This is a genomic window from Brachybacterium sp. ACRRE (assembly GCF_022346485.1).
Classification (GTDB): Bacteria; Actinomycetota; Actinomycetes; order Actinomycetales; family Dermabacteraceae; genus Brachybacterium; species Brachybacterium halotolerans.
On the sequence record NZ_JAKRMO010000008.1, the window covers coordinates 73572 to 93968 of the forward strand.

The window sequence follows — 20397 nt, forward strand, 5'->3', positions numbered from 1 at the left end:
CGTGCACGGGATCCCGTGCATCCGCACCCGGAGGACGCGGCGCTGATGGCACCTGACGTCAGGGCACGAGGTCGCGGATGACGGCGTCGGCCAGCAGGCGGCCCTCCCGCGTGAGCACCGCCCTGCCCTCGGCGAGGGCGTGGGGATCGAGGTGGCCGCGATCCCGGTGGACGGCGAGCATCCCGCGGGTCTGCGCGGGCACCTCTTCGACCGGGAGCCCGTCGGCGATGCGCAGCTCGAGCATGATCCGCTCGAGGAGGCGATCCTGCTCGGTCAGCTGCTCGGACTCCTGCACGGGCAGGACGCCCTGGGAGAGCATGCCGGCGTAGCGGCTGGGGTGCTTGACGTTCCAGGCCCGCATGCCGCGCCGATGCCTGTGCGCACCGGGGCCGATCCCCCACCAGTCCGCACCGCGCCAGTAGGCGAGGTTGTGACGGCAGCGCTCGGCGGTGGTGCGGGCGAAGTTCGAGACCTCGTACCACTGCAGTCCGTGCGCGCTGGTGAGGTCGTCGATGAGCTCGTACTTGTCGGCCATGTCATCCGGATCGGGCTCGGAGATCTCGCCGTGGCGCAGCCGGCGGGCCATCGCCGTGTTCCCCTCGATGATCAGCGAGTAGGCGGAGAGATGGTCGACGTCGCAGGCCAGGGCCGCGCGCACCGACGTCTCCACGTCGGCGACGGTCTCGCCCGGCGTCCCGTAGATCAGATCGAGGCTCACCGAGAGCCCGGCGTCCTTCGCCCAGGCGACGGCCTGCGGGACCCGCTCGGGATCATGCGTGCGGTCCAGCGTCGCGAGCACGCTGCGCACCGCGGACTGCATGCCGAAGGAGACGCGGGTGATCCCGCCCTCGACCAGGGTGCGCAGCGACTCGGGGGTGACGGAGTCCGGATTCGCCTCGGTCGTGACCTCGACGTCCGGCGCGAAGGGCACGAGGGAGCGCAGATAGGAGAGCATCGCGACGAGATCGTCGGCGGGAAGCAGGGTGGGTGTGCCGCCGCCGAAGAACACCGTGGAGACCCGGTCGTAGTCGATGCCGTGGGCCGCGTCGTCCGCGAGGGCCAGATCCATCTCGCGCATGGCGTTGGCGGGGTATTCGCGCTGGGACCCGCCGCCGCCCAGCTCGGTCGCGGTGTAGGTGTTGAAGTCGCAGTATCCGCAGCGCACCGCGCAGAACGGCACGTGGATGTAGACCGAGAGGTCGCGCGATCTCCCGGTCTGGTCCGCCTCGGGCGCGAGGGCTGTCGTGGTGCTCATCCGGGATTCTCCTCGCTGCGGCCGGGGATCTCGATGCCGGGCAGGGGCTCCAGATCCGTCAGGGCGTCGTGCAGTGTGATCGGGAGCGGCGGGATCCGGCGGGCGAACTCCTCCGCGCTCATGGCCTGCAGCTCCCTGCCGAGCTCGATGGCCGTGTCCTCGAGCATGGCCGCGCGGACGGCACGCTCCCAGCCCTCGGCCGCTTCGCCCAGGAACAGCACCCATCGCACGTCGCCCGTGCGCAGGTCCAGCACCTGCAACGAGCCGACGTCGGCGACCGAGCCATCGGCGGGGCCGAGGGCGATCCCGGCGAGGGCCGGCGCGACCTCGAACTCGAGGACGAAGTCGGCGAACTCCCCCGGCCGGGGCCATCCGCGGGGCACGTGCCGTCGGAACCCGCGACGCCCGGGCCGGGCCAGGCCCCGGCCGTCCCGCAGCCGGTGGACGAGGCCCGTGCGCGTGCCCATCCGGGCCTCGCCGTTCCTGCGCCCGAGGGAGATCGTCTGGATGTTCGCGATGCCCCGCTTCTCCGGGGACGTGAACCGGGTCCCTCGCTCCACATGCGTCTGCAGCGAGTGCTCGGCGTCCACGCGCAGCGCCTCGCGCTGCTGGTCGCGGATGACCGCGGCGCGATCGGCCGGAAGCTCCAGGCGGACGGCGTTCCACAGCGTGGGCACCGCAGGCGCGTCGGCCGCCTCGGACAGCTCCTGCTCGTATGTGGCGTGCAGGTCCTGAAGATGGCTCTCGTCCGTCGGCGCGGAGAGGGCGGCGGCGAGCTCGAGCATGACGTCCGGGTGGGCGCGGGAGACGGTCTCATCGAGCAGCACGGCGGGCAGCGCCGGGACGCGCCGGCGCAGCCGCTCCGGATCGATGTCGCGCAGCTCTCGGCCGAGGTCGAGGCAGCGACGATAGGGGAAGCCGTCCCGGATCGCCTCGTTCCACAACGCCGCCGCCCTGCCCGTGAAGAGCATCCAGCGGACCTCCTGGCGCGCCGGATCGGCGACCAGGAGCGATCCGATCTCTGTGCGCGGCCAACCGGGACGGGGCAGGCATCCGGCCAGCAGCGGGGCCAGTCGATCCCTGAGCATCGGCAGCATGCTCCGATCCGGAGCGGGCCTGAGATCTTCCTTCTCGTCCGCGGACGGGGCCGGGCCGCGCAGCACCTTCCCATCGCTCATGCGCACCGAGGTGCCGCCGATCTGCTCCACCGACTGCGGCGCGAGGGCGTCCAGGAGGAGCAGTCGCAGGTCCACGATCCCGTCGGCCGGCGACCATGCCGCGGCTCCGGAGGCACCCTGCGCCCGCGCCTCGGTGTTCTCCCGGTCCAGCCGCTCGGCCCGCGCGTGGTCCGCGAGGATCGCAGCGGCCAGATAGGACGGGACCTCGAGCCGCAGGCCGTCCTCGAGACCGGGGACGTCGCGCACCTCGCGCGGCCCGGACGCCGGTCCGGAGTCGCAACCCGCTGCTGCGGCGGTCGTCGACGGGTTCGACCCGCTCGTCGTCCGTTCGTACCTGTACCAGGTGCGCCCCAGCACGTCCCCCGCGTCCTGGGAGACCGAGACCGTGCGCAGGAGGGTGCCGTCGTGATCGAGGGCGAGGCGGTCGGAGACCGTGGTCGTGTCGGCTCCGTGGAGCACTCCGTCGACCTCGTAGGAGACCCGCCCGATCCCGGCGCGGGGCACCAGGTGGAGCGCATCGCCCTCGGCGATGACGCGGCCCTCGCTCGAGGCCGGTGTGTCCAGCAGGGTGCCGTCGAGCTCCCACCATGCGGTCGGCGGCGCGCCGTCGACGGTCTCGGTGAAGGCGCCGTCCGAGGAGATCTCGAGCTTCGCACCTGCCGCCGTGGCGAATCCCGACGGGGGCGCCGAGGGAACCTCGTGCACCCAGCGCTTCGCGAGAGCGGGACTGTGCCCTTCCTGGCCGGTGCCGAGCAGGACCGGGTCCGTCGCGCCCGTGAGCGTCCAGTGCCCCGCGACCGGGCACGATGGCGTGGACCGGCCCGGGGACTGCGGGGCCGCGGCCATCACTTCTTCTTCGCGTCCTTGTTGCCGCTGTCGCCGCCGCCGTCCGAGGAGAGCGCGGCGATGAAGGCCTCCTGCGGCACTTCGACGGAGCCGATGTTCTTCATGCGCTTCTTGCCCTCCTTCTGCTTCTCCAGCAGCTTGCGCTTGCGCGAGATGTCGCCGCCGTAGCACTTGGACAGCACGTCCTTGCGCATGGCGCGAATGTTCTCGCGGGCGATGATGCGGGAGCCGATGGCGGCCTGGATGGGCACCTCGAACTGCTGGCGCGGGATGAGGTTCTTGAGCTTGCCGGCCATCTCGACGCCGTAGTGGTAGGCCTGCTCGCGGTGCACGACGGCGCTGAAGGCGTCGACCGGCTCTCCCTGCAGCAGCATGTCGACCTTCACGAGGTCGGCGGCCTGCTCGCCCTCGACGTCGTAGTCCAGGGACGCGTAGCCCTTGGTCCGGGACTTCAGCTGGTCGAAGAAGTCGAAGACGATCTCGGCGAGCGGCAGCGTGTAGCGCAGCTCGACGCGGTCCTCCGAGAGATAGTCCATGCCCAGCAGGCTGCCGCGCTTGGACTGGCACAGGTCCATGATCGCGCCGATGAACTCGCTCGGGGCCAGCAGCGTGGCCCGGGTGATCGGCTCGCGGATCTCGCGCACCTTGCCCTCGGGGAAGTCCGAGGGGTTGAGCACGTCGACCTCGGTGCCGTCCTCCATGGTCACGTGGTAGATCACACTCGGGGCGGTCGCGATGAGGTCGAGGTCGAACTCGCGCTCGAGGCGCTCGCGGATGATCTCGAGGTGCAGCAGCCCCAGGAAGCCCACGCGGAAGCCGAATCCGAGCGCCGTCGAGGTCTCGGGCTCGTAGTTCAGGGCCGCGTCGTTGAGCTTGAGCTTGTCCAGCGCGTCGCGCAGGTTGGGGTAGTCCGAGCCGTCGATCGGGAACAGGCCCGAGAACACCATCGGCTTGGGATCCGAATAACCGGCGAGGGGCTCGGTGGCGCCGTGGCGCGCGGAGGTGACGGTGTCGCCGACCTTCGACTGGCGCACGTCCTTCACGCCGGTGATGAGGTAGCCGACCTCGCCGGGGCCCAGGCCCTGGGTGGGGATCGGCTCCGGGGAGATCACGCCGAGCTCGAGCAGGTCGTGCTCGGCTCGCGTGGAGAGCATCTCGATGCGCTCGCGGGCCGAGAGCCGGCCGTCGAAGACGCGCACGTAGGTGACGACGCCCCGGTACGTGTCGTACACGGAGTCGAAGATCATCGCGCGGCAGGGGCCGTTCGCGTCGCCCGTCGGGGCGGGCAGGGTGCGCACCACGTGGTCGAGCAGCTCGGGCACGCCCACGCCGGTCTTGCCGGAGACGCGCAGCACGTCGTCGGGGTCGACGCCGACGAGCTGGCCGATCTCGGCCGCGTACTTCTCGGGCTCGGCGCCGGGGAGGTCGATCTTGTTGAGCACCGGGATGATGGTGAGGTCGTTCTCCATCGCCAGGTAGAGGTTCGCGAGGGTCTGCGCCTCGATGCCTTGGGCCGCGTCCACCAGCAGGATCGCTCCCTCGCAGGCGGCGAGGGAGCGGGAGACCTCGTAGGTGAAGTCCACGTGCCCGGGGGTGTCGATCATGTTCAGCGCGAAGTTCGTGCCGTCGACCTGCCAGGGCATGCGCACGGCCTGGCTCTTCACGGTGATGCCGCGCTCGCGCTCGATGTCCATCCGGTCGAGGTACTGAGCGCGCATCGCCCGCTCGTCGACGACGCCGGTGAGCTGGAGCATGCGGTCGGCCAGCGTCGACTTGCCGTGGTCGATGTGCGCGATGATGCAGAAGTTCCGGATGCGCTCCGAGGGCGTCGAGGCGGGCTGGATGTCGCTCGCGGCATCGGCGGGGATCCTCGGGGTCACCGGCATCTGTCCTCTCATCGGGGCGCCGACGGGCACTTCCCGGGGCGCACGCTGGCAGCACCAGCCATGGTCTCATGACGGGCGCGGATCGCGAGGCCGAGGGGCCGCTTGGGGGCGCACATCACCCGGGCCCTGCCGCGCCCTTCCCATGGTGCGCGCCGCTGCCCCGCGTCGGGCTGCTGTCTACGATGGGCGCGATCCGCACCGCCCCGCAGCGACCGCACCGACCGCACAGGAGGACCCCGCATGTCCCTCGGCTCCCGACTCGGCTCGATCCTCACCCGCGCCGCCCGCTCCCGCACGGTGCGCCGGGCCGCACGCGATCTCGGGCGCAGCGCCGCGGACGCGCTGCGCAGCGGCGACGGCGGCGGCTCCCGCAGTGACGGTCATCGATCCCGGGGGCAGTCCCACGGGACGTCCCGCGGGCAGACGGGCGGCTCCGCCGGCGAGCACGCGGTGCTGCGCGACCGATCCTCCTCCCCTGCCCCGGCCATCTCCTATGTGCCGAGCGCCGATGGGGACGCCGATCCCGGCGAGATCGTCTGGGCCTGGGTCCATTTCGAGGAGGACATCGCGCAGGGCAAGGACCGCCCGGTGCTCGTCCTCGCCCTCGAGGACGCGTCGGTGGGCGGCGCCGATGGCTCCGGGCAGGCGGTCGTCGCCCTCATGCTCACCTCCCGCGATCGCGGGCAGGGCACCCACACCGACGAGCACGGCGCGACCTGGGTCGACATCGGCACCGGTTCGTGGGACTCCCAGCACCGCCCTTCCGAGGTGAGGGTGGACCGTCTCCTGAGGATCCCCGCCTCCGCGGTGCGCCGGGAGGGCGCGCGCGTGGACCGCGACCGGTTCGACGCGGTCGTCGCCGAGGCGCGCCGGGTGCACGGCTGGTCGGCGTGACCGGGGCCCCGGCGTGACCCGGGCGCGTGACCTGGGCGCGACACGTCACATGGTCGCGGGATTCCGGGGTCGTTGCTGGTAACCTCGTCTGCTGTATGTGTGACATACCGCCCGGTGTGCGCACACCCGGTCGCCCGCCGTGTCAGGGCCGACCGGAGTGAGCGTCTCGGGTGCGTGACCGCGGCAGCGACCCGGCACCGACGTCTCCAGGCGATCCCCACCGCCCGTCCCCGTCGTGGCCGTTCCTCTGCAGCTGCGGACGTTCCACCACATCCCAGAGCAAGAGAAGAGTCCCGTGGCAAACATCAAGTCGCAGATCAAGCGCAACAAGACCAACGAGAAGGCCCGTCTGCGCAATCGCGCCTACAAGAGCGAGCTGAAGACCTACGTGCGCAAGGTGCGCACCGCCGTCGCCGCCGGTGACGCGGATGCCGCGCAGTCGGCCCTGCAGGTCGCCTCGCGCAAGCTCGACAAGGCCGCCTCGAAGGGTGTCATCCACAAGAACCAGGCCGCGAACCGCAAGTCCGGTCTCGCGAAGCTCGTCGCCGGCGTCGCCGCCTGAGACGGCTCCTGCCTTTCACGAGGGCCCCGCACCGTTCGGTGCGGGGCCCTCGTGCATGCGGGGTCAGCGGGTGCGACGGGCGCGCGAGATCTCGATGACCATGCGCTGCACGGACCACTGGGGATCGCGCCCCGCGCCCTTGACCTCGTGATCCGCCTGTGCGACGGCGTTCAGTGCGCGGGCGAGCGAGCGGTCGCTCCATCCGCGCGCGTCGCGGGAGAGGTTCTTGACCATCCACTCGGGCATGCCGAGGCTGCGCGCGGAGGCGCCGGGCGTGGAGACCTTCGCGAGGCCCCGCATCTTCGAGGCCATCGCCGCGACGAGCGGCACCGGGTCGGCGCCGGCCAGGCGAGCCTGCTGCAGCAGCACGAGGGCCTCGGCCTCGCGTCCGGCGATGGTGGCGTCGGCGACGGCGAAGGCGGTGGTCTCCACGCGTCCTGCCGTCACCCCGCGCACGTGCTCGAGGGTGACGGGCGCTGCCTGCTCCCCGTTCTCCGGGGTGGTGTCCTCGATGAGCTGGCGGCTGATGGCCGCGAGCTCGGAGAGGTCGGTGCCGAAGGCGTCGACGAGGGCGGATGCGGCGTCGGGCTGGATCCGGCGCCCGGCGCGGGTGAACTCGGCGGTGACGAAGGTCTGCTTGTCGCCGGCGCGCTTGAGCGGATCGGCCGCGACGCGCTGGACCCCGGCCTTCTTGAGGGCGTCCAGGAGCTTCTTCCCGCGGTTGCCGCCGCGGTGGACGAGCACGAGGGAGACGTCGTCCTCCGGGGTCTTGATGTAGCTGCTGACCTCGTTGACGAGCGACTCGGGCGCGGACTGCAGGTCGGGCACGACCACGAAGCGCCCCTCCCCGAACAGGGACGGGCTCGTGACCTGGGCGAGCGCGCCCGCGACGGCGGTCTCGCCGCCGATCTCGTGGATCGCGACCTCCGGATCCCTCTCGCGCGCGAGGGCCTTCAGCCGCTCGAGGGCGCGCGCGGCGATCAGCGGCTCCGTCCCGTGGACGAGCACCACGGGCGCGAGGTCGACGCTGTGCCAGGCGACGTCGGCCATCGGCAGCTCCTTCGTGATCGGCGGGTCGGGCGGGGTCTGAGGAGGCGGCGCGCCGCGGCGGACGCGCGAGGCCGCCCTCCGGGGCGGTCCGGCGGACCCGCTCGATCCTATCCGGCCGGGCCGACGCCCCGCGGACTCAGCGGGTCGTCGACGGGGAGCAGGACGGTGCCGTCGACGTCCGTGCGCGCGGAGCGCGCCCCGAGCCTCTCCGCGATCGAGAGGGTCTGCGGCGAGGGATGCCCGAAGGTGTTGTCCTTGCCGACGGTGAACAGCATGACCTGAGGTGACAGTGCGTCGTAGAGTCCTGCGGTCTGTCGCTTGGAGCCGTGGTGGGCGGTCTTCACGATGGTCGCCGGGCCGGGCCGGGCGGCGAGCAGGCGCGCCTGGCCGACGGGCTCGAGGTCCCCGAGCCCCACGTAGCTCACGCCGTCCGGCCACGTGGCGCGCACGACGACCGAGCAGTCGTTGAAGTCGTCTCCTTCGCCCCCGGTCTCGAGGTGGGACGCCTGGCGGGCGTCGTCGGCAGATGCCGGCCAGAGGACGTCCAGTCCGAGAGATCCCTCCGTCTCCGTCATGCCGGCGGCGACGGGGGTGACCGGCACGTCGGGGACGGTCTTGGACAGTGCCTCGGGCAGAGGGCACACCCATTGCGCCGTCGGCGTCCGCTCCCCCGTCAGGGCGTCGATCCCGCCCACGTGATCGGCATGGGGATGCGTGAGGACGAGCAGATCGATCCGGGTGACGTGCAGACGATCGAGGCACGAGCGCAGCGCATCGGGGTCGGGGCCCGTGTCCACGAGCACGGTCGCGGGCTCGCCGTCCCCGGGGCTCCCGAGGGCGACGTCCGCGTCCTCGGAGCGCTCGCGCAGCAGCACCGCGTCCCCCTGCCCGACGGCGCAGGCGGCGACGCGCCAGTCGTCGGCGCCGACCCCCGGGACCGGAAGGCGCTGGGCGAGCGGCGGGGCGAGCACGCCCACGAGGACCGCCGCGAGGACGAACCGGACGATCCGCGAACGGTGGCCCAGCACCCCGGCGACGACGAGAGCGATCGCGAGCAGCGCGAGCACCGCACCCCATGCGCCGTCGGGCACCGCGATGCGGGAGCCGGGCAGGGAGTCGGCCGTGCGCGCCACGAGGATGACCAGGTGCGCGCCGCCCGCGGTGAGCTGCCACAGCGGGGTCGCCAGAGCGGGCGCGGCGGGGCCGATGAGCGTCGCGATCATCCCGATGATCGTGGCGGGGCCGACGATCGGGGCGACCGCCATGTTCACGGGCACCGCCCACACCGACACCTCGGGGGTGAGGAGCACGAGCACGGGTGTGCATGCGAGCTGCGCGGCGAGGGGCACGGCGAGGAGCAGTGCCCAGGTGCGCGGGATCCTCTCCCCGCTGATGCTCACGGCCGCGTTCGCCATGGCGGGGGCGAGCACGAGGATCGCGGCGGTCGCGAGGGCGGAGAGCAGGAAGCCGGCGGAGGCGGCCGTCGCGGGGTCGAGGCAGGACCACAGGGCGATCGCCGCGCCGAGCGCGGCGACCGGGGAGGCGCGCACGCCCATGAACCGGGCGGCCAGGATCGGCGCCGCCATCGTCGCCGCGCGCAGCACCGACGGCTCGTCCCCGACGAGCGCCACGTATGCGGCGCCGGCGACCGCCGCGGCCGCCACACGGGGGCGCCGCGGGACGCCGAGCAGCAGGGCCGGGACGAGCACGGCGCCGAGGACCAGCGCGATGTTCGCCCCGGAGACCGCGACCAGGTGCGAGATGCCGGCCCGGCGCATGATCTCCTCGGTCTCGGTGGACATGCCGCTGGTGTCGCCCGTGGTCATCCCGCGCGAGAGGGCGGCCTCGTCGTCCGGCAGCGACGCCGTGAGGTCGCGGGCGGTCTCGCGGACGTGCTGGCCGGGTCCGTGCGCCGCCTCGAGGACGTCCACGCGTGCGGCGGCGAGGATGACGATGCCGTCGGTCTGGGCGACGCGGGCCCGCACCCGGATCACGTCGTGGTCGTGCACGGGGTCGAGGAGCTCCTTCCCTCCGGTGACGAGCATGCGGGTCGAGGCGGACAGCGCCGCCTCCTCGGATCCGATCCGCGCGGGTCCGGGACGCAGGCGCACCATCACCTGGCGGCGGTCCTCGGCCCCGGGGAGCGTGCTCGAGGACTCCTGGCTGTCACCGGTGGCCACCGCCTCGAGCTCGACGATGCGGCCGGTGGCGGAGGCGTCCTCGAGGGCGAGGACCGTGGTCTCGTGGCGATAGACCCCGGGCAGCAGCAGTGCGGCGCCGAGGCCGATGAGCACGAGGTGCGCGCCGACGGCGGTGATCGCCCCGGGGCGCCGCAGGCAGGCGGCGCCGCACAGGGCGAGCGCGGCGAGTGCGAGCAGGAGGAGGAGTGCGGCCCTGATGCCGCAGGCGATGCCGAGCACCGCGAGGGTCCAGAGCACCGCCGCGGCGGGGACGGTGCGCAGGTCGGCGCGGGTGAGCACGCTCAGACCGTTGCCTGCGGACGGATCTTCTCGAGGGTCGCCGGGCCGATGCCGGAGACCTCGGCGAGGTCGTCGACGCTCGCGAAGGGTCCGTTCTGCTCCCGGTGGTCGATGATGCGCTGGGCGATGGCCGGCCCGACTCCGGGGAGCTCGTCGAGCTGGTCGGCGTCGGCCGTGTTGATGTCGATGGCGCCTGCACCTGGGCCGTCGGCCGAGGCCGCGCTGCCGCTGCCCTGTCCCGCATCGGCCGCGCTCCCGGACGCGGCCCCTCCCCCGGAGGTGCCCACTCCTCCGGTGCCCCCGGTAGCCGCCTCCCCGGAAGGCTCCTCCCCTTCCTCGGGGACGTGGATCTGCTCGGCGTCGACGAGGACGCGCGCGAGGTTGACGGAGGTCAGGTCCGCGGTCTTCACCGTCCCGCCCGCCTTCTCGAGGGCGTCGGCGACGCGGGAGCCGGCCGGGAGCTCCACCACCCCGGGCTCCTTCACGGCGCCCGAGACGTAGACGACCACGGTGCCCTCCCCCGCGTCCCCGGGGGCGTCGGCACCGTCAGCGGCCGCTGCCCCGGACGGCGAGGCGGAGGCGAATGGTGCGGGTGACGCCGCAGCGTCGGCCGCTCCCTGTTCTGCGGGCTCGCCGCCCGCGGCGGCCGTCGCGTCAGAGGGCGCGGACGCTGCGGGCGCGGATGTCGTCACGGGCGGGGCCGTCTGCTCGGAGCCGGCGACCGCGCTGCCGCGGCCCGTGAGGTGGATGGAGGCGCCGGCGATGAGGACGAGCACGGCGACGCCTGCGAGAGCCGCCGGGGAGGGCCGCGGGATCCGCTGCCACCAGGGCGGGCGCTCGGCGCCGCGGTGCTCGCGGACCTCGACGAGGTCCTCCTCGGGCTCCCACCGGGCGTCCTCCAGGACGCCCTGGTCCTGCGCGCCGCCGTCCTCGCGCTCTCGGTCCTGTTCCCGGCGACGATGCCTCCCGGCCCGGGGACGTGCAGGGGCCGAGCGCTCTCCGCGACGCCGGGAGTCGGTCCGGGAGCGTGCCCTGCCGGTGGTCCGGGCGGAGCGGGATGCGTGCGACATGCCGCTGAGGCTAGGTCCGCCGGGGACGCGGGTCAGCGTCGGAGGCGCTGATGGGGACAACCGGGCCCTGGGGAGGAACGGCGGGCCGTCCTCCGATCGATCACCGGTCAGCCACGGGGAACGGGGGAACGCACGGGCGGCGCGGACGGACGATCCGGCCGCTCTCCCGGTCCCGGGGTCTCAGTTCAGGCCGAAGGTCGCCATCCACTGGGGCCAGAACGCGATCACGATGACCACGGCGACCAGGGCGTACCAGAGCAGTGTGAGGACGACCCAGCGGCGCAGCAGCGAGGCCAGGGCCCCGCGCACCGCCAGCGTGCCGGTCTCGACGGTGTGGGCGAGCACGGCGAAGAACATCGGCCCGGTGACGACCCAGACCACCAGGCACCACGGGCACAGGGCGTGGATGACGAAGATCGCGGAGATCGCGAGGAAGTGGACCATCGCGAAGGCGAAGACCATCCCGCCGAGCGTCGCCCAGCGGAACCAGCGGGGCACCGCGGCCCGGGAGACGAGGAGGGAGCCGATCGCGCCCATGATCGCGAATCCGCCCAGGCCGATCGCCATGTTCGGGATGCCCAGGGCGCTCGCCTGCCAGGTCATCATCACGGTGCCGCAGGAGATGAAGGGGTTGATGTCGCAGCCGAGCTGCGCGTCGGGATTCGCGCTGAGGAAGATCTTGTCCATGAACAGCGCGAGTGCGGCGATCCAGCCGAGCGCTCCGCCGATCAGCAGCACGATCCCCACCAGCAGGTCCGGGGCGCGGCGGCGGGAGGCGCGCTCGGCGGCGAGCTCGGCCTCGACCTCGGCGCGCAGCGCGGCCTCGTCGTCCTGCGGTGCCGCACCGCGGTGCGTGTTCTCGGAGCGGGATCGTGCGTTCATCGGGCCCTCCTCAGGCGCTGCCGACGACGGGGTGCTCGGCGAACCATCGCGAGAGGCGCTCGAGGCCCTCGTCGAAGCTCACCGCAGGGGTCCAGCGCAGACGCTCGCGCGTGCGGCGCTGGTCGAACCAGTGGGCGGTGGACATCTGCTCGGCCAGGAACTCCGTCATCGGCGGCTCGTCCTCGCCGGGGCGGATCTCCCAGACCTTCTCGACGACGCGCCCCGCGAGCCGTGCGAGCGAGCCGGGGATCCGACGGGTGGGTCGGGGCACCCCGGCGGCCTCGCAGAAGCCGCCGAGCACGTCGCGCACGGTGCGCGGCTCGCCGTTGGTGATGACGAAGCTCTCGCCGTGCACGTCCTCGATGGCGTCGAGGCCCGCGACGATCGCCGAGGCGGCGTTGTCCACGTAGGTGGTGTCGATGAGGGCCATGCCGTCGTCGAGGATCGGCAGGGTGCCGCGCCGACCGCGGTCGACGATCCTTCCCACGAGCTGCGTGTCCCCCGGGCCCCACACGATGTGCGGACGCAGCGAGGTGACCAGCAGGTCGTCCGTGCCGTCGGCCGCCATCGCCTCGAGCTCCGCGGCGGCCTTGGTGCGGGCGTAGCTGCCGCGGGCGCGCTCGGGGTCCGCGGGCGTCGCGTCGAGGCCGACGATGGAGGTGCCGAGATGGGCGACCGAGGGCGAGGAGATGTTCACCAGGCGCCCGCCGCCGTGCGCGCGCAGCGCGTCCAGGACGTGCCGGGTGCCGCCCACGTTGACGGCCCGGAACTCCTCCTCGGGGCCCGCGAAGGAGACCTTCGCGGCGAGGTGGACGATCGCGTCGACTCCGTCGGCCGCGCGGCGCACGTCGTCGGCGTCGGCGAGGGACCCCTGGACGTCCCGCACGCCGGGCAGTCCTGCGGGTCGCCGCTGGAAGGCGCGGACGTCGTCCCCGCGGTCGCGCAGGGCGGCCGCGACGGCGCCGCCGAGCATGCCCGAGGCGCCGGTGACCAGGACGCGGCGGCTCACAGCGCGGGCGCCTTCCGCCCCTGGAGCGTCGCCTCGGACCACGCCGAGAGCGCTGCCCTGTCGATCTTCGAGTTGTGGCGGATGTCGGTGGGCAGCGACGCGGTCGTGAACACGGCCGCGACCTCGATCCCCGTCGCTTGCGCCACGGCCTGGCGGACAGCCTCCTGCAGGGCGTTCTCCGCAGGGTGCGGCGTGCGGGCCTTCCCGGGCCGGTAGCCGTCCTGGGTCTCGAGGATCACGACGACCTGCTGGGTGCCGCGGGGTCCGACGGCCGCGGCTCCCGCGCGGCGCACGGTGGGCACCGACTCGGCGGCGGACTCGACGCGCACGGGGGTGACCAGGCCCTGGGCCGTGGCGAGCACGTGGGCGGTGCGGCCCTCGACCCAGAGGCGGCCGGCGGGGTCGAGGTGGCCGACGTCGCCGGTCGCGTGCCAGCCCTCGAAGCGGCTGGCGCGGGCGGTCGTCCCCCAGAGCATGAGGTAGCGGTCGCGCACGTGCGGGGCGCGCACGAGGATCTCGCCGGTGCGGTCGGGATCGGTGGTGATCTCGCCGGTGGTCGCGCCCTCGCCGTCCATGACGGCGATCGCGATCTCGGTGCGGGGCACGGCGGTGCCGACGCACACGCCGGGGCCGTCGCCGGCCGCCTCGATGCCCTCGAGGTCGATCGCGGCGACCGCGAGGCACTCCGTCATCCCGTAGGGGGTGAGCGCCCGGGCGCCGGGCATCACGCCGCGCAGCTCGCGCAGCAGCGGGGCGGGGATCGGCGCGCCCGCGGAGAAGAAGCTCGGCACGCGGGCGAGGGCCGCCCGCCCGGTCTCGTCGAGCTGGTCGGCGGTGTCGATGATGTTGCGCAGCGCGGCGGGTGCGGTGAACACGGCAGGCGCGCCGAGCGCCTCGACGGCCGCCGCGAGGGCGGGCGCGGTGAGGTCGCCCGGACGGGTGATATCCATGTCCGGGACGACCGAGGGCGCGCCGAGCGCGGGGCCCAGCAGCGCGAAGGGCGCGAAACCCGCGACCAGGCCGCGATCGGCCTCGAGGTCGAGGGTGTCGCCGACGGCCGCGAACATGGCGCCCATCTGGCGGTGGGTGAGCACAGCGCCCTTGGCGGGGCCCGTCGAGCCGGAGGTGAACAGCACGGCGGCGTCGGCGTCCTGGTCCGGCCAGGGGGCGTCGATGCCGGCGCCGAGGGCCCGCATCTGGCGGCCCTCCTCGGCGAGCTCGGCGACGGAGGTCTCGACGTCGAGGGCTGCGCGGTCGACGGTGGGCAGCTGCGGGACGCTGATGCGGCGGCCGGGCCAGCCGAGCGCGCGGGCGCCGACGAGGGCCTTCTCGATGCCGATGATCCAGTCCGGGTGGGAGCCGATCACGGCGCGGGTGAGCCCGTCGGTGCCCAGGCCCGCGTCGGCGATCACGGCGACGGCGCCCAGGCGCAGGCAGGCGTACAGCACGGCGGTGAGGTCCGCACCCGGCGTGACCAGCACGCTCACGCGGTCCCCGGGCATGATCCCGTGGGCGCGCATGCCCGCCGCCAGGTCCTCGGTGCGCTCGGAGAGCAGGGACCAGCTGATGCGGCGGCTCTCGCCGGGGCGCGCGCCGAGCTCGACCACGGCGGGCAGGTCGGCTGTCGCGGGGTCCTGGGCGCGGCGCGTGATCGCCTCGCCGAGGTGGATCTCGGGGGCCTGCTCGGCGAAGGAGGAGACGGGGCGCAGCGCCTCGCCCGCACCGGCCGCATCGCGCGGGTGCTCGGCGTCGCCGAAGGTGTCCCGCAGCCAGGTGGCGACGAGGCCGGCGACGTCGGCGTCCTCCCACACCAGGTGGGAGGCGCCCTCGAAGCGGTGGACGTCGGCATGGGGGACGCGCTCGATGAGATCGCGCAGGTAGCGGTCCGAGAAGGTCACGTCGCGCGGGCCCCAGGCCATCAGTGTGGGCACGTCCATGCCGGTGATGCCGCCGGCCAGGCGCTCGAGCGTCGCACGGCTGGGGTGGTTCGCGCTCGCGGGGATGTCCGCGACGAACTGCTCGATGCCCAGGCGCCGCGAGCGGCCGCGGTAGGGAGCGAGGTAGGCCTCCTGCACCTCCCGGGGCAGGGCGGGCCTGGAGAGCGCGACCGTGGTGCGGAGGAAGGCGTCGGTGACCGAGGTGCTGAGCGGCAGCATCGCGGGGGCGGTCGCGAGCTGGAGGGCCTTCGGCAGGGACTCCCCGAGCTCCTGGTGGATCCCCGTGTTGGTGAGGATCATGCCGATGACGTCGTGGCGGTTGTCGAGCGCCCAGCCCACCGAGACGATGCCGCCCCAGTCGTGGCCGACGGTGACCACGGGGCCGCGCACGCCGAGCGCGTCGGTGAGCAGGGACAGGTCGGTGATGCGGTCCTGCAGGCCTCGCGCCTGACCGGTGCGCTCGGAGTACCCCATCTCGAGCTGGTCGACCGCGATCACGCGCCAGGGGATGTCCTCGCGGATCAGCGAGCGGTACAGGAACGAGTACGTGGGGTTCCCGTGGACGGCGAGCAGGGTGCCGCGCGGGGCGACGCCGCGCTCGGCCAGCAGCGGGGCGGAGTCCAGGAGGTGCCAGGAGCGCAGCTCGCCGCTGTGGTCGCGGGCCTCGACGAGCCGATGGGCGCGGGGATCCACGCCGGGCAGCTCCGGGGCGGCCACGGCCCGGGAGCCGCGGGGACGCTCGATGCTCACCAGGTGACCTCCATCATCGCGGTGTTCAGTCCGGAGCCGACACCCAGCAGCAGCACCCGCTCGCCGCGGGAGATGTTGTCCTGATGCATCGCGAGCGTCATCGGGACGGCCTCGGCGGCGACGTTCCCCCACTCCGGGAAGGTGATCGGGATCCGGTCCATGCCCACCCCGGTGATCTTCGAGAAGTTGCGCGTGTAGACCATGGAGACCTGGTGCGGGATCACGTGCTCGATGCTCGAGAAGTCGTGGCCCGCGGCATTCGCGGCCTTCCAGGTCTCCAGGATCAGCTCGATCCCGTTCTCCAGCAGGCCCTCGCTGTCGGTGCGCATGTCGTCCATGTCGCCGATGCACAGGTCGTGGTGCTCGGTGCCCGCGCGGGCCTGCGTGAGGTTGATGCGGTGGCCCTCGGGGTGCTCGTCGGCCTTCCCGAGCACGGCCGCGGCGGCGCCGGAGCCCAGCGTGAGCGAGGCGAACTGGTTGTTGAAGTCGTTGCGCGTGGCGCCCTTGGAGTTCAGCCGGCCGATGGTGCCGCGCTGGACCTCCTCGACGTCCTCCGCACCCACGATCAGCGCGTACTGCACCTGGCCGGACTCGATCATCCCGGAGGCCACGGTCATGGCGTTGACGAAGCCCAGGCACGCGTTGGTGATGTCGAAGTTCAGGCAGCTGCGGGGCATCCCGAGGGCGTCGTGCACCGAGGCCGAGACGGCGGGCTCGAGGTGCTGGCGGGAGACGGAGGCGTTGATCATCACGCCCACCTGGTCGCGGGTGATGCCCGCTCGGGACATGGCGCGCTCGGCGGCGAGCACGATGCCCTGCTTCCAGCCGGACTCGGTGTCGCGCCACCAGCGGCGCTCCTGGACGCCGGCGACGCGCTGCAGGATGCCGCGCGGCAGGCGCAGGCGGCGCCGCGCGGGCGCGAGCATCTCGTCGATCTCGTCGGAGGACACGGGCACCTGGGCTTCGGTCGCCTCGACGGCCAGCAGCGCCGTGTTCCTATGGACGAATCCCGAGTTCTCGCTCACACCGGTCACCTTCGCAGTCGTCGTCTCGTCGCAGTCTCTGCGCCGCCCTCTGCGCCGCCTCCGCGCCCAGGGGGCGTGCGGGGCGCGTCCGCGGCATTCTTCCACCCTGATCCTGGGGCCGCTCGGGAGCCGTGTCCGACGCCACCCGGTCCTCGGCCCTGGGTGCGGCGCCGGGGTTCAGGGGAGTCGCGCGCCGGGCCCGTCGGCCGACGGCTCCGAGCCCGCCCCGTCGGCCTCCGCGCCCGCGTCGGCGTCCAGGTGCCCGCGGCCGCTGCGCAGCAGCCTCTCGTCGAGGTGGTGGCCCAGGTGGTAGCGGGCGAACAGCAGGCTCTGGCGCAGCAGGTCCTCGCGGTGGGTGGGGCGTCCGTGGCCGCCGCGGGTGGAGATCTCGAGCAGCACCGATCCCTCCCAGCCGCGGTTCGCGAGGCGCCGCAGCACCTCGGCGCAGGGCTGGTTGCCCTCGCCGGGAGGGAGGTGCTCGTCCTTGGTGGTGCGTCCGGTGCCGTCGGCCAGGTGCAGATGGGCGAGGCGGTCGCCGAGCCTGTCGACCATCGCCAGGGCGTCGTCCCCGGCGGTCGCCGCATGGGAGAGGTCCACGGTCACGTGGTCGTACTCCTCGTCGGTCGGGTCGTGGTCGGGCAGGTAGACCATGGCCTCGCGCACGCCGAGCCGCCAGGGGTACATGTTCTCCACGGCGATCGCGATCCCGTACTCGGCCTCGAGGTTCTTCACGCCCTCGACGAACTCGCGGGCGTAGGAGCCCTGCCAGCGGAACGGCGGGTGGGCGACGACCGTCGGGCAGTCCACGTCCACCGCCATCTGCACGGTGCGCTCGAGCTTGACCCACGGGTCCCTCCCCCAGACGAACTGGAGGAAGAACAGCGTGGGCGCGTGCAGGGAGAGGATCGGCTGGTCGTACTCGCGGGCGAAGTCGCGCAGCAGCGCCGCGTCCCGGCTGGCCCTGTCCACCGAGACCATGACCTCGACGCCGTCGTACCCGATGTGGGAGGCGAGGCGGAAGCAGTCCTCCACGCCGAGGGGGAAGACGGAGGACGTCGAGAGGCCGACGGGGATCCTGCGCTGCGGCTCCTGCTCGCTGAGCGGGGCGCCCGCGCTGAGCCGCCGGGTGAGATCGTCCCTCGCCCCGTCCCGCGCCTGGTTGGAGCGCGTGATCGGCTTGCGCGGGGCGCGCTGGTGCAGGGTCGAGTGCCGTGTCGAATGCCGGGAGCGCTGGGGCACGATGTCTCCTTCTGTGCTGCGGCGTCGTGGGTCCGGCCGACGAGCGGGGTCCGACGGGGTCGGCGCGGCGGGTCGATCCGCCGATGGGCCACCGCCGTCCGGGTCCGTGCGGGCCCTCGCTCCTCGATGCCGGGAACCGCCTCACTGTAAGCCCCCTGCGCCGTGCGTCGGCTGTGTCCGCCGCCTCTAGACTCCTGTGCATGTCCGTGCGAGAGCTGACCAGCGATGACCGGCCCGCCTACCGGCGGCTGACCGCCCAGGCCTTCGGCGGCGGGGCCGTCGAGGAGGTCCCCGGCCCCTTCCCGGAGGGCGAGATCCCCCTGGGCGTCGACTCGACCGCTCGGCCCGGTGGCCAGGAGGGCGTGCTCGCCGCCGGCGCCAGGATCCGTCGCGACACGATCGCGCTGGGCGGCGGGACCACGGCGTGCGGTGGGATCGGCGGGCTCGCCGTGCACCCGGCGCACCGCGGCGGCGGTCTGTTCGGCGAGCTGCTCGCGGGGGTCCTCGCCCGCTGCGGCGCCGAGGGCATGGCCTTCTCGATGCTCTACCCCTCGAACCCCGCGATCTACCGCCGCCACGGCTACCAGGTGGTCGCGCGCACCGAGCGCATCGTCGTCCCGCTCGGGGAGCTGCAGCGGCTGCGGAGCGTGCCGGGTCGGCGCCTGGTGCCCGTCACCGAGGCGACCATGCCGCGGCTGCGCCGTCTCTACACCGAGCTCACCGCCGAGGACAACGCGATGCTGCGCCGCGAGCCCCCGCTGTTCCCCGCCGGTCTCCCGTCCCCGCCCTGGGGCGCCGTGCTGCTGGAGGACGAGACCGGAGCAGATCGCGGCTATCTCTCCTTCTCCCGGATCGCCCCGGGATCCGACGGCGCCGGCCTCGAGGTCCACGAGATCCTGGGCCGGGACCGCGACGACCTGCTGGCGCTCCTGCAGCACCTGGGCTCCTGGTCGACCGTGACCACGGCGGCGCGCGTGCGCCTGCGCGCCGAGGACCCGATCCTGGACGTGCTGCCCGGCGGTGGCCTGCGCACCACCGGCGACATCGTGCCACTGGTGATGATGCGCCTCGTCGACACCGCCCGCGCCCTCGCGGACCGCCCCGCTCCGGCGGGGCTCACCGGGAGCGTGCGCCTGGAGGTCCGGGACCGGACGCCGTCCGCGACGGCCTGTCGGGCCGACGGGTGCTGGGACGTGCGCGCGGAGGGCGGCGTCGTGCACGTCGAGCAGATCTCCCGCGACGAGCCGATGCCTCCGGCCGACGCCCACGAGACCCCGCAGGCCTGGGCCTGCCTCGACGTCCACGCCGCCGCGCTCCTCCTCACGGGCGGCCGCAGCCTCGTCGACGCGCGGCGGGCGGGCCTGGAGGCGGAGGCCGACGCCGCAGGAGAGGCGTTCCTCGATACCCTTCTTCGCGGTCCGCGCCCGAGCGTCCTCGACGCGTTCTGACGCATCCGCCCCGTCGTCCCGACCGTCCCTGCCTTCCCGTCGTCCCGCCTCTTCCCGACCGTCCCGGAGCCGCCCGCCCATGTCCAAGCTGCACTTCAAGTACGGAGCGATGAACTCCGGGAAGTCCGACACCCTCATCAAGACCGCCTTCAACTACGCCGAGCGCGGTCTCGCGACGCTCACCGTGAAGCCCGCGATCGACACCAAGGGCGAGGACTGGGTGATCGCCCGCGGCGGAGCCAGGCGACGGGTCGACGTGCTGTGCTCCCCCGCGGACGATCTGCGCGCGCGGATCGCCGAGACCGCGGACACCGAGGGGCTACGCCCCCTGCACTGCGTGCTCGTGGACGAGTGCCAGTTCCTCACCCCGGCGCAGATCGACCAGCTGTTCCTGGTCGCGAAGGCCGATGGCATCTCCGTCATCTGCTACGGGCTGCGCACGGACTTCACGACCCGTGAGTTCCCCGGCAGCCGTCGCCTCTTCGAGCTCGCGGACAACTTCGAGAAGCTGCCCACGATGTGCCGCTGCGGCTCGCAGGCGGAGTTCAACTGCCGCACCGTCGACGGCCGTCCCGTCTTCGCGGGCGACCAGGTCGAGATCGAGGACCGCGCCGAGGTGCGCTACGAGTCCCTGTGCGGCGCCTGCTTCATGGAGGAGCAGGCCCGCGCGGGCGTCCGGGTCATCGGCTGACCGCGACCTCGGTGACGCCGACGAGGCACGCCGGCGCACCGACGGGCCCTAGGCGCCCGGCCACGGCCACGGAGCAATGCAACGAGCGTGGCGAACCAGGATGCCCGGGGGCGGGGTGGCCCCCCGCCGGGCGTGGGGGCCCCCGGCCGGTGGGCCGGGCCCGGGGCGCCCGGCCGTTCGCGCGGGGCGGGGGGG

15 protein-coding genes are annotated in these 20397 nt (G+C 73.5%); 4 read left to right on the forward strand and 11 right to left on the reverse strand.

From position 1 onward, the window contains the following. Nucleotides 1–58: 58 nt before the first annotated feature. The 3 genes from hemW to lepA are packed head-to-tail and all read right to left on the reverse strand — an operon-like array spanning nt 59 to nt 5165. A complete protein-coding gene (hemW, locus tag MHY49_RS04025; protein WP_239202782.1) occupies nt 59–1255 on the reverse strand; it encodes a radical SAM family heme chaperone HemW in 1197 nt (398 codons plus the stop codon). After that, on the reverse strand, nt 1252–3279 hold the full coding sequence (locus MHY49_RS04030) for a hypothetical protein (protein ID WP_239202784.1): 2028 nt from the start codon (nt 3277–3279) through the stop codon (nt 1252–1254). Before MHY49_RS04030 ends, hemW begins: the two co-directional genes overlap by 4 nt. After that, the gene (gene lepA, locus MHY49_RS04035; protein WP_239202786.1) at nt 3279–5165 is read right to left on the reverse strand and encodes a translation elongation factor 4; all 1887 of its coding nucleotides are present in this window, start codon (nt 5163–5165) and stop codon (nt 3279–3281) included. The genes MHY49_RS04030 and lepA overlap by 1 nt, the downstream gene beginning before the upstream one ends. Nucleotides 5166–5405: 240 nt before the next feature. Here lepA and MHY49_RS04040 point away from each other — a divergent pair, with 240 nt between their 5' ends. Then, nucleotides 5406–6059, forward strand: coding sequence for a type II toxin-antitoxin system PemK/MazF family toxin (locus tag MHY49_RS04040; protein WP_239202788.1), 654 nt, complete (start codon nt 5406–5408; stop codon nt 6057–6059). A gap of 295 nt (nt 6060–6354) precedes the next feature. Next, nucleotides 6355–6621 carry a 30S ribosomal protein S20 gene (gene rpsT / locus MHY49_RS04045; protein WP_239202790.1) on the forward strand — a complete coding sequence of 89 codons (267 nt, stop codon included), beginning with the start codon at nt 6355–6357 and terminating at the stop codon, nt 6619–6621. Nucleotides 6622–6684: 63 nt separating this feature from the next. On the opposite strand, the gene holA is transcribed toward rpsT, so the two are convergent. From holA to MHY49_RS04085, 8 genes are all read right to left on the reverse strand, one after another. Continuing rightward, the gene (gene holA / locus MHY49_RS04050) at nt 6685–7671 is read right to left on the reverse strand and encodes a DNA polymerase III subunit delta (protein WP_239202792.1); all 987 of its coding nucleotides are present in this window, start codon (nt 7669–7671) and stop codon (nt 6685–6687) included. A gap of 107 nt (nt 7672–7778) precedes the next feature. Then, on the reverse strand, nt 7779–10151 hold the full coding sequence (locus tag MHY49_RS04055; RefSeq protein ID WP_239202794.1) for a ComEC/Rec2 family competence protein: 2373 nt from the start codon (nt 10149–10151) through the stop codon (nt 7779–7781). A 2-nt stretch (nt 10152–10153) separates the two neighbouring features. Beyond that, entirely contained in the window at nt 10154–11221 is a 1068-nt protein-coding gene (locus tag MHY49_RS04060; RefSeq protein WP_239202796.1) for a ComEA family DNA-binding protein, read from the reverse strand. A gap of 180 nt (nt 11222–11401) precedes the next feature. Continuing rightward, nucleotides 11402–12103 (reverse strand): vitamin K epoxide reductase family protein, encoded by a 702-nt coding sequence (locus MHY49_RS04065; protein ID WP_239202798.1) that lies wholly within the window; start codon nt 12101–12103, stop codon nt 11402–11404. Between the two features lie 10 nt (nt 12104–12113). Then, a complete protein-coding gene (locus MHY49_RS04070) occupies nt 12114–13112 on the reverse strand; it encodes an NAD-dependent epimerase/dehydratase family protein (protein WP_370645971.1) in 999 nt (332 codons plus the stop codon). Beyond that, entirely contained in the window at nt 13109–15799 is a 2691-nt protein-coding gene (locus tag MHY49_RS04075) for an alpha/beta fold hydrolase (protein WP_239202799.1), read from the reverse strand. Before MHY49_RS04075 ends, MHY49_RS04070 begins: the two co-directional genes overlap by 4 nt. Further along, nucleotides 15796–16824, reverse strand: coding sequence for a 3-oxoacyl-ACP synthase III (locus MHY49_RS04080; RefSeq protein ID WP_200500821.1), 1029 nt, complete (start codon nt 16822–16824; stop codon nt 15796–15798). The genes MHY49_RS04075 and MHY49_RS04080 overlap by 4 nt, the downstream gene beginning before the upstream one ends. 177 nt (nt 16825–17001) lie before the next feature. Next, entirely contained in the window at nt 17002–18066 is a 1065-nt protein-coding gene (locus MHY49_RS04085; RefSeq protein ID WP_370645972.1) for a sugar phosphate isomerase/epimerase family protein, read from the reverse strand. 197 nt (nt 18067–18263) lie between these two features. Here MHY49_RS04085 and eis point away from each other — a divergent pair, with 197 nt between their 5' ends. Together eis and MHY49_RS04095 are read left to right on the forward strand one after the other, a co-directional pair. After that, nucleotides 18264–19511, forward strand: a complete 1248-nt coding sequence (gene eis / locus MHY49_RS04090; RefSeq protein WP_239202800.1) for an enhanced intracellular survival protein Eis — start codon at nt 18264–18266, stop codon at nt 19509–19511. A 79-nt stretch (nt 19512–19590) separates the two neighbouring features. After that, nucleotides 19591–20202, forward strand: coding sequence for a thymidine kinase (locus tag MHY49_RS04095; protein ID WP_239202801.1), 612 nt, complete (start codon nt 19591–19593; stop codon nt 20200–20202). The last annotated feature ends 195 nt before the right edge of the window (nt 20203–20397 follow it).

What these genes read in the sequence shown, in the direction of transcription:
- MHY49_RS04095 (WP_239202801.1), top strand. Translation starts at nt 19,591, where the DNA reads ATGTCCAAGCTGCACTTCAAGTACGGAGCGATGAACTCCGGGAAGTCC.
- MHY49_RS04060 (WP_239202796.1), bottom strand. Translation starts at nt 11,221, where the DNA reads ATGTCGCACGCATCCCGCTCCGCCCGGACCACCGGCAGGGCACGCTCC.
- lepA (WP_239202786.1), bottom strand. Translation starts at nt 5,165, where the DNA reads ATGCCGGTGACCCCGAGGATCCCCGCCGATGCCGCGAGCGACATCCAG.
- eis (WP_239202800.1), top strand. Translation starts at nt 18,264, where the DNA reads ATGTCCGTGCGAGAGCTGACCAGCGATGACCGGCCCGCCTACCGGCGG.
- MHY49_RS04030 (WP_239202784.1), bottom strand. Translation starts at nt 3,279, where the DNA reads ATGGCCGCGGCCCCGCAGTCCCCGGGCCGGTCCACGCCATCGTGCCCG.
- MHY49_RS04040 (WP_239202788.1), top strand. Translation starts at nt 5,406, where the DNA reads ATGTCCCTCGGCTCCCGACTCGGCTCGATCCTCACCCGCGCCGCCCGC.
- MHY49_RS04065 (WP_239202798.1), bottom strand. Translation starts at nt 12,103, where the DNA reads ATGAACGCACGATCCCGCTCCGAGAACACGCACCGCGGTGCGGCACCG.
- holA (WP_239202792.1), bottom strand. Translation starts at nt 7,671, where the DNA reads ATGGCCGACGTCGCCTGGCACAGCGTCGACCTCGCGCCCGTGGTGCTC.
- hemW (WP_239202782.1), bottom strand. Translation starts at nt 1,255, where the DNA reads ATGAGCACCACGACAGCCCTCGCGCCCGAGGCGGACCAGACCGGGAGA.